This window comes from Shewanella litoralis (assembly GCF_009828585.1).
GTDB lineage: Bacteria > Pseudomonadota > Gammaproteobacteria > Enterobacterales > Shewanellaceae > Shewanella > Shewanella litoralis.
In genome coordinates this window covers 141271-151305 of the sequence record NZ_WSRZ01000011.1, presented here as the reverse complement: position 1 = coordinate 151305, position 10035 = coordinate 141271, and the positions used below count along the sequence as shown (strand labels likewise).

Genomic DNA, 10035 nt, shown 5'->3' with positions numbered 1-10035 from the left:
ATTAGCCAAGCTCTAACGGGTGAGCTTTTGGAAAAGGGCGTTGAATTAATCACCACCGTTCGTAAGAACATGAAGAAAAAGTTTATTTCTTTATGGGATAGAGCCATGTTAAAAAAGCGATTCATTATTGAAACAGTGAATGACCAATTGAAAAATATTTCCTATATAGAACACTCAAGACACCGCAGCGCGCATGGGTTCATGCTTAATCTAGTTGGTGGATTGATTGCATATTGTTTAAAAGACGAGAAGCCATCATTAAATCTAACAGCTCAAGAACTTGAGCTGTTAGATAGCACTAATATCGTGTTTGCTTAACCAGATCTGAGGTTAATTAATGGAAATGGTATAACGCACAATGGTATAAAAAAAGGCGCTTAGCGCCTTTTTAATGGTTAACGAATGTAACGAGTACGATGATTAATCAACGATACGCAGTAGTTCATTAATGCCGACTTTACCGCGAGTTTTAGCGTCTACTTTTTTGACGATAATGGCGGCATATAAGCTGTATTTTCCGCAAGCAGATGGCAAGTTGCCAGACACTACAACAGAGCCTGCAGGTACACGACCGTAATGCACTTCACCGGTTTCGCGGTCAAAAATGCGTGTGCTTTGGCCAATGTAAACGCCCATAGAGATCACGCTGCCTTCTTCAACAACAACGCCTTCAACGATTTCGCTGCGTGCGCCAATAAAGCAGTTGTCTTCAATAATGGTTGGGCCGGCTTGTAATGGTTCTAATACGCCACCAATACCGACACCGCCAGATAAGTGAACGTTTTTACCAATCTGGGCACATGAGCCAACCGTTGCCCACGTATCAACCATGGTGCCTTCGTCCACGTAAGCACCTAGGTTAACGTAAGATGGCATTAATACGGTGTTTTTACCGATAAATGAACCTTTACGAACGGTCGCAGGCGGCACTACACGAATGCCTTCCGCTTTAAAGCGTGCTTCGTCATAGTCAGCAAATTTTTGCGGTACTTTATCAAAGTATTTGGTGTCGCCACCATCAATCACGCCATTATCAAAAATACGGAATGACAGTAATACTGCTTTTTTTAGCCATTGATGAACATGCCATTCACCGTCAATTTTTTCAGCAACACGTGCTTCGCCTTTGTCTAGCATGTTGATTACAGTTTCAACATCAGCACGTACACTTGCGTCGACACTCGAAGGTGAAATGTCTTGGCGTGTTTCGAATGCTGCTTCAATGCGTTGGCGTAAAGCCTCCATTGTTTTCTCCCAGTAGGTAATGATTAGCTCAAAATTAGCATAAACATTGAGTTTAAAAAATTAGTTAGTGGATTTCAGTGCGAGTATTAGCGCATCTGTTAATTGTTGTTGCTGTTGCTCGTCTAATGCCGCACCGCTCTGAGTCTGCAAAATAAAGAAATCCTCTGCTCGCTCGCCAATCGTGGTAATTTTTGCAGCGAGTAAGGTGACATCACAGCGATAAAACGTGTCGCCGACCTTGGCAAGCAGGCCTGGCGTATCCAGAGTGATTAATTCCATCATACTTGTACCATGACGGGCACTCGGTAAGAAACTCACATGCGTGGCAACATTAAAAGGTTTCATGATCCGCGCCAGTTTTCTGAACTTTGGCAGTTTCGGATTTTCACTGGCTAAGGCTTTTTCGAGTGCTTTACGTACACTTTGAATGCGCGATAACTGAATAATAGGTTCGCCATCTTGTTCTAAAATGACAAAGGTGTCGAGCACGTAATTGTCTTTTGAGGTCATGATGTTGGCATCATGGACATTGATATTTTTATTGTCTAATACGGTCATGACTGTGGCAAACAGTTTGGGTTTATCTTTACTATAAATAAACAGCTCAGTGCCGCCTCGTGTTGTGTGCTTAGACATTAACACTAATGGTTCATCACGATTGTGCTTTAAGATAGCTTCTGCATGCCAGGCCACTTGATTCGGCTGGTGGCGAATAAAATAGTCCGATTTAAAACGTGACCACAATGTGTCCATGTCTTTTTCTTTGATACCCCGTCTTATTAATTCTTTTTTTGCCTTAGCCTGTATTTCTTTTACACGGGCTTTAACATCGACAGGTTTCTCTTTGCCACGCGCTAACACGCGCTGTGTCGAAAAGTACAAGTCGCGCAGCAATGAGGCTTTCCAGTTATTCCAGGTTTTTTCATTGGTGGCACAGATATCGGCAACGGTAAGGCAATACAAATAGCTTAAATGAATGGTGTCGTGGACTTTATCGGCAAATTCAGCCACTACGTCAGGATCTGAAATATCACGGCGCTGAGCGGTAACAGACATCACTAGATGATTTTCAACTAACCAGGCGACGAGGCGTCCGTCATGATCGTTCATGCCATGTAATTTACAAAAGTCGATGGCATCTTTTGAACCGAGCTTGCTGTGATCGCCGCCCCGACCTTTAGCAATATCATGAAATATCGCACCTAGTACCAATAAGCCTTTTTTAGGCAATTGGTTAATTAAAATTGCCCCAAGAGGGAACTCATCTTTTTGTTCGGCTTGAGAAAAACGTTCAATATTAAGTAATAACCTGTGGGTATGCTCATCAACGGTGTACGCATGGAATAGGTCAAATTGCATTTGACCTTCAATTTTGCGCCAGGCGGGTAAATACGAAGATAAAATACCATGTTTGTGCATAAACGATAACGCTTCAATGCCTCTAGGATGTTTTAAAATTTCCATCAGCACTTTGCGACAAGCGGGGTTATCTTGCAAAGGCGCGGTTAATCCGCGACGTGCATTGCGCAGCAAACGTAAGGTTGGGGCGTAAATATCCTGAATGTTAGAGTTTTTCGCGATCATTAAGAATAAACGAAGAATTTCTTCATTGGATCGCGTAAATAGCTCTTCATCCAAGACTTCGATATAACGGCCTCGGCGTTGAAATACACTATTAATTGGTTGAATTTCAAGTGTTTGAGTATGCCCAAGTGTGGCGCGTTTAAAGAGTTGTAACAACATTTGATTAAGCTCCATCACCCGGCGAACCGTGCGATAGTAGCGTTTCATCATTTGCTCGACAGCAAGCTGTGTGGCGTCTTCATAGCCTAATAAACTGGCTACCTGACGCTGTAAATCAAACAATAGCCTGTTTTCATTGCGATTTGCTGTGATGTGAAGCGCGAAGCGGATTTCCCACAAAAAGTTTTGACACTCTAATAATTCTTCAAGCTCCGCTGGCGCAAGAAAGTCATGCTCAACCAGTTCTTCTAATGTAGCTGCATCAAAGTGTCGCATCGCTACCCATGCAATGGTTTGAATATCGCGCAGTCCACCTGGGCAGGTTTTTATATTAGGTTCTAAATCGAAGGCGCTGGCTTTGCTGTGCCGATTAGTTTGTTCATCTTTTTTGGCATTGTAAAAATCATACGATGGCCAAAAGTCTTGCTGACGAATATTGTCGTAGAGTAAATCGAATAAGTTTTCGCTGCCGGTTAATAGCCTTGCTTCAATTAAGTTAGTGGCAATGGTGATGTCAGCTTTGCCTTGCTCAATGGTTTGACTCAGCGTGCGCACACTGTGACCTATTTCAAGTCCGGTGTCCCACAAGTAGGTAATAAACTGGCTGAGTTTACTTTCTAATTCTGCAGAGAGTGGTTCATCGTTAACTAAAAACAATAAATCAATGTCTGAATGGGGGTGCAGTTCACCGCGACCATAGCCACCGACTGCAACCAGGGCAAGTGCGTCAGAATGTAACGCAAAATCTTGCCATGATTGAGTGAGTAAGGAATCAACAAATTGACTGCGATGTTTAACAATATCAGCAATCGGGTGTTTTGCTGTGTATTGCTCAACTAAGCGCTGGTTTAAGTCTAATAATGCATTTTTGGCGGCCAGCGCAGTATTCATTGATAACCTTATTTTTTGTTAGTGATTAATGATACGAGGGAAATCTTCCTCTTCGCGTAAAGTTAACACTTCCACGCCGGTTTCGGTAACCAATAATGTGTGTTCCCATTGAGCAGAGTTTTTACCATCAGAGGTGGTTACTGTCCAATTATCGTTTTTATCCAATATTGTCGTATGACGACCGGCATTAATCATTGGCTCGATGGTAAAACACATGCCCGGTTTTAGTGTGGTTTTGTCATTGTTTTTGTAATGAACAACTTGAGGTTCTTCATGAAAGCCTGAACCAATACCATGTCCACAATAATCTTGCACGATGGAATACTTATCAAGCCCTGTTTTACTGGCTTTGATGAATTTTTCGATGGTCGTACCAATTTCGCCTAATTTTAAACCAGGACGAACCTTACGAATGGCTAAATACAAACTTTCTTGGGCAATTCTGCTTAAGCGTTTATCTTTTGCTGACACTTCACCGATTAAAAACATTTTAGAGGTGTCGCCATGATAACCGTCTAAAATAACAGTAATATCAAGGTTAATCATATCGCCTTCTTTTAACACATACCCAGAAGGAATGCCGTGGCAAACGACTTCGTTTACCGAGGTACAAATTGACTTTGGAAAACCATGGTAATTAAGCGGGGCAGAAATTGCGCCTTGCTCTTCGGTGTATTTTGCACAAATGTCGTTTAGCTCATCGGTGGTGACGCCAGCCTTTACAAAAGGAGCAACCATTTCTAATACCTGCGCAGCTAACTTACCTGCGGCACGCATTTTTGCTATTTCGTCTGCATTTTTAATCACAATACTCATGAAAACTCTCTATCATTTGACGGTCAAAATTGGCTGGTTTTACCCAAGGATTTTATGGCAAAAATTTGTATTTAGTTGCCGATTATGGTATAAAGCGCGCCGTTGTGTATAAGATCGTTGTTGTACGGTTCGAGTTAACTCGATGTCGGTAGTTGTTATTAAACGCTTATTTATAAGCATTTTAAACAAATCATCACAAAGAGTTCGGCAAACCGTAAAATATGGCGGCTATTATACATGGCAATTAACTTAAATACTAAATCACACACGTATCGACACATTTTTCGGGGTGCTTTTTTATTACAACGGTAATGGAAGGGTCGAAAACATGGGATGCGTGGAGGTCTAACCCCTTACATTAAGGTATATACAATGACTACTGTTTCAATGCGCGACATGCTACAAGCTGGTGTTCACTTCGGTCACCAAACACGTTACTGGAACCCAAAGATGAAGCCTTTCATCTTCGGCGCTCGTAACGGTGTACACATCATCAACCTTGAGCACACTGTACCAATGTTCAACGAAGCTTTAGCTTTCATTAGCAACGTTGCTTCTAAGAAAGGTAAAGTATTATTCGTAGGTACTAAGCGCGCTGCTGGCGAAGCTATCAAAGAATCTGCAATTTCTTGTGACCAGTACTATGTTGATCACCGCTGGTTAGGCGGTATGTTAACAAACTGGAAAACTGTTCGTCAGTCAATCAAGCGTCTTAAAGAGCTAGAAAGCCAGTCTGTAGACGGTACTTTTGACAAGCTTACTAAGAAAGAAGCGCTAATGCGTTCACGCGAATTAGACAAGTTAGAAAAGTCTTTAGGCGGAATCAAGAACATGGGCGGCTTACCTGACGTATTATTCGTTATCGGTGCTGACCATGAGCATATCGCTATTAAAGAAGCAAACAACCTAGGTATCCCAGTTGTTGCAGTTGTTGATACTAACTCTGCACCAGACGGTGTTAACTACATCGTTCCTGGTAACGACGACGCGATGCGTGCTATCCGTTTGTACACTTCATCTGTTGCTGCTGCTGCCAACTCTGGCCGTGGTCAAGATATCGCTGTTCAAGCTGAGCAAGACGGTTTCGTAGAAGCTGTTTAATAAGGCGTGATGCTTAGCATCTCCCTTATTTGCCAATAAGATAATTGGTGAACAGGGGCCTTTTGGCCCCTGTTTTATAAATGCAAAATTAGACGAATTAAATTAGAGGATTTAACAATGGCAATTACTGCTGCCCAAGTTAAAGAACTTCGTGACCGCACTGGCGCTGGCATGATGGACTGTAAGAATGCACTGACTGAAACTGACGGTGACATCGAACTAGCGATTGATAACATGCGTAAGAGCGGTGCTGCGAAGGCTGCTAAAAAAGCAGGTAACATCGCTGCTGACGGTACTATTCTAATCAAAAACGGTGAAGGTTTCGCTGCGCTTTTAGAAGTTAACTGTCAAACTGACTTCGTTGCTAAAGATTCAAACTTCCTTGGTTTCGCTAACGCAGTGTTAGACGTAGCTGCTGCATCGAAAGTGACCATTGAAGACTTAAAAGCACAGTTTGAAGAAACCCGTGTTGCTTTAGTGGCTAAAATTGGTGAAAACATCAACGTTCGTCGCGTTGAGTACATCGATGGTGCAAACTTAGCGTCTTACCGTCACGGTGAGCGTATCGGTGTTGTTGTTGCCGGTGAAGCTGACGAAGAAACCTTAAAGCACATCGCAATGCACGTTGCTGCTTCTAAGCCAGAATTCGTAAACCCTGAAGACGTACCTGCTGAACTTGTAGAAAGAGAGCAAGCGCTTCAAATCGAAATCGCGATGAATGAAGGCAAGCCTGCTGAAATCGCTGAGAAGATGGTTGTAGGTCGTATGAAGAAGTTTACTGGTGAGATCTCTCTTACTGGTCAAGCTTACATCATGGAACCTAAGAAAACTGTTGGCGAAGTTCTTAAAGAGAAAAAAGCAACAGTGTCTAACTTCATTCGTTTAGAAGTTGGCGAAGGTATCGAGAAGAAGGCAGAAGATTTTGCTGCTGAAGTAGCGGCGCAAATCGCTGCAACTAAAAAAGCGTAATCGCTTTTCTCTAAGTACCCTAAGACCGCAGCAACCGCTGCGGTCTTGTTATAATCAGGACGAAAATTATGAGCACCAATCCAAAACCAGCGTTTAGACGCATTCTGCTTAAATTAAGCGGTGAAGCATTAATGGGTGAAGAAGGCTTCGGCATTGACCCAAAAGTACTTGATCGTATGGCACAAGAAGTAAAAGAGCTTGTTGAACTTGGCATTCAAGTTGGTGTGGTTATTGGTGGTGGTAATCTGTTTCGTGGTGAAGGCTTAGCAAAAGCTGGCATGAACCGCGTGGTGGGCGATCACATGGGTATGTTAGCAACCGTAATGAATGGCCTAGCCATGCGTGATGCGTTGCACCGTGCATATGTCAATGCTCGTCTTATGTCTGCCATTCCGCTTAAAGGCGTGTGTGACGACTATAATTGGGCTGAAGCGATTAGCTTATTAAAGTCTGGCCGCGTAGTGATTTTTGCTGCAGGTACAGGTAACCCATTTTGCACAACAGATTCTGCGGCGTGTTTGCGCGGTATCGAGATCGAAGCTGAAGTGGTACTAAAAGGGACCAAAGTAGACGGTGTTTACTCTGCAGACCCAATGAAGGACCCTGAAGCGGTTAAATATGACACGTTGACCTATGCTGAAGTCCTTGAATCAGAATTAAAAGTAATGGATCTTGCAGCATTTACCATGGCACGTGATCATGATATGCCTATTTTAGTGTTCAATATGAACAAGCCTGGCGCGCTTCGTCGCGTGATTATGGGCGAAGAAGAAGGTACAGTTATTAGCAGTAAACAACCTGCTTAATCACAGAAGTAAAAAATAGTGACACCAAATAAATTAACTGTTTGAGCTGTTTTATTGCTTGTGTCATTCTTAGACTAAAGCTCAAGCACACATGAATTTGTGAAAAAAAGGAAATTATTGTGATTGATACAATTATGTTAGATGCGCAAGAGCGCATGGGTAAATGCGTTGATGCGACTAAAAACCAAATGGCTAAAGTGCGTACAGGCCGTGCACACCCAAGTTTATTAGATTCTATTCAGGTTTCTTATTACGGTTCTATGGCGCCTCTTAAGCAAGTTGCTAACGTTGGTGTAGAAGATTCTCGCACGTTAACGGTAACTGTATTTGACCGCACTATGGTACAAGCTGTTGAGAAAGCCATTATGAGTTCAGATCTCGGCTTAAACCCTATGACAGCCGGTGCAACGTTACGTATTCCGTTACCAGCATTAACCGAAGAGCGTCGTAAAGATTTCATCAAAGTGGTTAAAAACGAAGCTGAAAACGGCCGTGTTGCCATTCGTAACGTTCGCCGTGACGCGATCAGTGAAGTTAAGAAGCTTGAAAAAGCCAAAGAATGCACTGAAGATGACGTGCGCCGCAGTGAAGAAGAAGTGCAAAAACACACTGATTCATTCATCAAAAACATCGATACCATTTTAGCGGCCAAAGAAAAAGAGTTGATGGAAGTATAATCTCTCAACTTAGACGCTAGAGTTAACACGCCGTGTAAGGGTATACTACACGGCGTTTGTTTTTATAAAGGATTGCCGTAGATGTCATCTACAGTTGAGTTTGAATCAGAGCCTAATGCAGATCCGGAGTCTGTCACTTCGCAATTGTTGCCGGGGCAATTATCTGATGTCGTAAAACAATCTCTGCCAAAGCATGTTGCAATTATCATGGACGGTAATGGTCGCTGGGCACAACAGCAAGGCAAAGCCCGTGTATTTGGGCATAAAGCAGGTGTTAAAGCCGTTCGTCGTGCAGTAAGCACTGCCAGTCAGTTAGGGATTGAATCGTTAACGCTGTTTGCGTTTTCGAGTGAAAATTGGCGTAGACCAGATAAAGAAGTCAGTTTGTTAATGGAACTGTTTTTTACTGTGTTGCAGCGCGAGCTTAAATTGCTCGACAAAAATCAAGTTAAGCTCAATATTATTGGCGACACCAGCCGATTTTCAGCGCGTTTGCAAAAGCAAATTGCGGCAGCTCAAGAGAAAACGCTTGCTAATACCGGGTTAATATTGAATGTAGCTGCTAACTACGGTGGTCGTTGGGATATCTTACAAGCCGCACAAAAATTAGCCGAAAAGGTCGCGACTGGTGAAATCAACAGCAGTCAGATGACCGAAGATGCCCTAAATGAACATTTGTGCATGCAAAATCAGAGCGAAGTTGATTTAATGATCCGTACTGGTGGTGATTACCGCATTAGTAATTTTGTTTTATGGCAGGCTGCATATGCCGAATTGGTGTTTACTGACACCCTGTGGCCTGACTTTGATGAGCAAGCATTTCGCGATGCACTTGCCATTTTTGCCAGTCGGCAGCGTCGTTTTGGTTTGACTGGGAGTCAAATCGAAGAAATACGCGCAATATAAAAAATATTAAGAGGATTAGTTTTTGCTAAAACAACGAATAATAACAGCATTGTGGTTAATCCCAATTGTACTCGGGGCAATTTTTTTACTACCAGCAAACTTTTTTGCTTGGGTGTTAGTGCCTGTTTTTTTAGTCGCAGCAAAAGAGTGGGGCAGTTTCATTGACCCAAATTGCAATGCAACGCAATGGTCTTTTACCGCAACGTTAGGTTTTCTGCTTATTGCGCTTAATTTAACCGTACCAGTAGATGTATTATGGTTTAAGGGGCAATTACACCCAATGTATCTAGCGATCATTAGCATCGGAGTTTTCTGGTGGATTGTCAGCAGTGTATTGGTATTTAGTTTCCCTAAAAGTGCTAAATTCTGGAAAACCAGCCCAATGTTAAAGTCTATGTTTGGACAATTAACATTAGTACCGTGCTTTGCTTCGCTAATCGCACTGAAGTCATTGAGCAATAATGTTGATCCCTATTTTGGTGGCGCATTAGTATTTTTAGTGATGTTGGTAGTATGGGCTACCGATACCGGTGCATATTTTGCGGGCCGCACATTAGGTAAGCACAAGTTAATGCCTAGTGTTAGTCCTGCGAAAACATTAGAAGGCTTAGCCGGCGGTTTACTCACGACTATGATAGTGGTTGCAGGCGTAATGTACGTCGCACCAGAACAAGAGCTTGGTTTGCTGATTGTGGTGACATTGGTGACAGCATTAGCCTCCGCATTTGGTGATTTATCTGAAAGCATGTTTAAGCGTGCTGCCAACATAAAAGACTCAGGGACTATTTTACCTGGTCATGGCGGTATTTTAGATCGTATCGACAGCTTAACGGCAGCATTACCTGTGTTTACCTTTATCTATATTGCGATGTGGATGTAAT

The 10035-nt window shown here is 42.7% G+C and carries 10 protein-coding genes; 7 read left to right on the top strand and 3 right to left on the bottom strand.

What is annotated here, in order from left to right; genetic code table 11:
- Window positions 1–318: transposase (locus tag GQA99_RS10855; RefSeq protein ID WP_240904650.1), on the top strand; the 318-nt coding region annotated here is incomplete at its 5' end.
- Window positions 319–420: 102 nt separating this feature from the next.
- Here the strand turns inward: GQA99_RS10855 and dapD are convergent.
- The 3 genes from dapD to map are packed head-to-tail and all read right to left on the bottom strand — an operon-like array spanning window position 421 to window position 4695.
- Window positions 421–1245 (bottom strand): 2,3,4,5-tetrahydropyridine-2,6-dicarboxylate N-succinyltransferase, encoded by an 825-nt coding sequence (gene dapD, locus GQA99_RS10850; protein ID WP_160053895.1) that lies wholly within the window; start codon window positions 1243–1245, stop codon window positions 421–423.
- Window positions 1246–1305: 60 nt separating this feature from the next.
- Complete coding sequence (glnD, locus tag GQA99_RS10845; protein WP_160053894.1) at window positions 1306–3879, bottom strand: bifunctional uridylyltransferase/uridylyl-removing protein GlnD; 2574 nt, start codon at window positions 3877–3879, stop codon at window positions 1306–1308.
- A gap of 18 nt (window positions 3880–3897) precedes the next feature.
- A complete protein-coding gene (map, locus tag GQA99_RS10840; protein WP_160053893.1) occupies window positions 3898–4695 on the bottom strand; it encodes a type I methionyl aminopeptidase in 798 nt (265 codons plus the stop codon).
- Window positions 4696–5067: 372 nt separating this feature from the next.
- On the opposite strand from map, the gene rpsB reads away from it, so the two are divergent.
- The 6 genes from rpsB (at window position 5068) to GQA99_RS10810 (ending at window position 10034) form a co-directional block, all read left to right on the top strand.
- Window positions 5068–5796: a 30S ribosomal protein S2 gene (gene rpsB, locus GQA99_RS10835; RefSeq protein ID WP_160053892.1), complete on the top strand. Its 729-nt coding sequence runs from the start codon at window positions 5068–5070 to the stop codon at window positions 5794–5796.
- A 117-nt stretch (window positions 5797–5913) separates the two neighbouring features.
- The gene (tsf, locus tag GQA99_RS10830) at window positions 5914–6765 is read left to right on the top strand and encodes a translation elongation factor Ts (RefSeq protein ID WP_160053891.1); all 852 of its coding nucleotides are present in this window, start codon (window positions 5914–5916) and stop codon (window positions 6763–6765) included.
- Between the two features lie 68 nt (window positions 6766–6833).
- On the top strand, window positions 6834–7571 hold the full coding sequence (gene pyrH / locus GQA99_RS10825; protein ID WP_160053890.1) for a UMP kinase: 738 nt from the start codon (window positions 6834–6836) through the stop codon (window positions 7569–7571).
- 134 nt (window positions 7572–7705) lie between these two features.
- On the top strand, window positions 7706–8248 hold the full coding sequence (gene frr / locus GQA99_RS10820) for a ribosome recycling factor (protein WP_373291431.1): 543 nt from the start codon (window positions 7706–7708) through the stop codon (window positions 8246–8248).
- Between the two features lie 81 nt (window positions 8249–8329).
- Complete coding sequence (uppS, locus tag GQA99_RS10815; protein ID WP_160053888.1) at window positions 8330–9154, top strand: undecaprenyl pyrophosphate synthase; 825 nt, start codon at window positions 8330–8332, stop codon at window positions 9152–9154.
- A gap of 22 nt (window positions 9155–9176) precedes the next feature.
- On the top strand, window positions 9177–10034 hold the full coding sequence (locus GQA99_RS10810) for a phosphatidate cytidylyltransferase (protein WP_160053887.1): 858 nt from the start codon (window positions 9177–9179) through the stop codon (window positions 10032–10034).
- Window position 10035 lies beyond the last annotated feature (1 nt).

Excerpts from the sequence above, each read along its gene's own strand:
- uppS (WP_160053888.1), top strand. The coding sequence starts at position 8,330 with ATGTCATCTACAGTTGAGTTTGAATCAGAGCCTAATGCAGATCCGGAG.
- pyrH (WP_160053890.1), top strand. The coding sequence starts at position 6,834 with ATGAGCACCAATCCAAAACCAGCGTTTAGACGCATTCTGCTTAAATTA.
- glnD (WP_160053894.1), bottom strand. The coding sequence starts at position 3,879 with ATGAATACTGCGCTGGCCGCCAAAAATGCATTATTAGACTTAAACCAG.
- tsf (WP_160053891.1), top strand. The coding sequence starts at position 5,914 with ATGGCAATTACTGCTGCCCAAGTTAAAGAACTTCGTGACCGCACTGGC.
- rpsB (WP_160053892.1), top strand. The coding sequence starts at position 5,068 with ATGACTACTGTTTCAATGCGCGACATGCTACAAGCTGGTGTTCACTTC.
- frr (WP_373291431.1), top strand. The coding sequence starts at position 7,706 with ATGTTAGATGCGCAAGAGCGCATGGGTAAATGCGTTGATGCGACTAAA.
- dapD (WP_160053895.1), bottom strand. The coding sequence starts at position 1,245 with ATGGAGGCTTTACGCCAACGCATTGAAGCAGCATTCGAAACACGCCAA.
- map (WP_160053893.1), bottom strand. The coding sequence starts at position 4,695 with ATGAGTATTGTGATTAAAAATGCAGACGAAATAGCAAAAATGCGTGCC.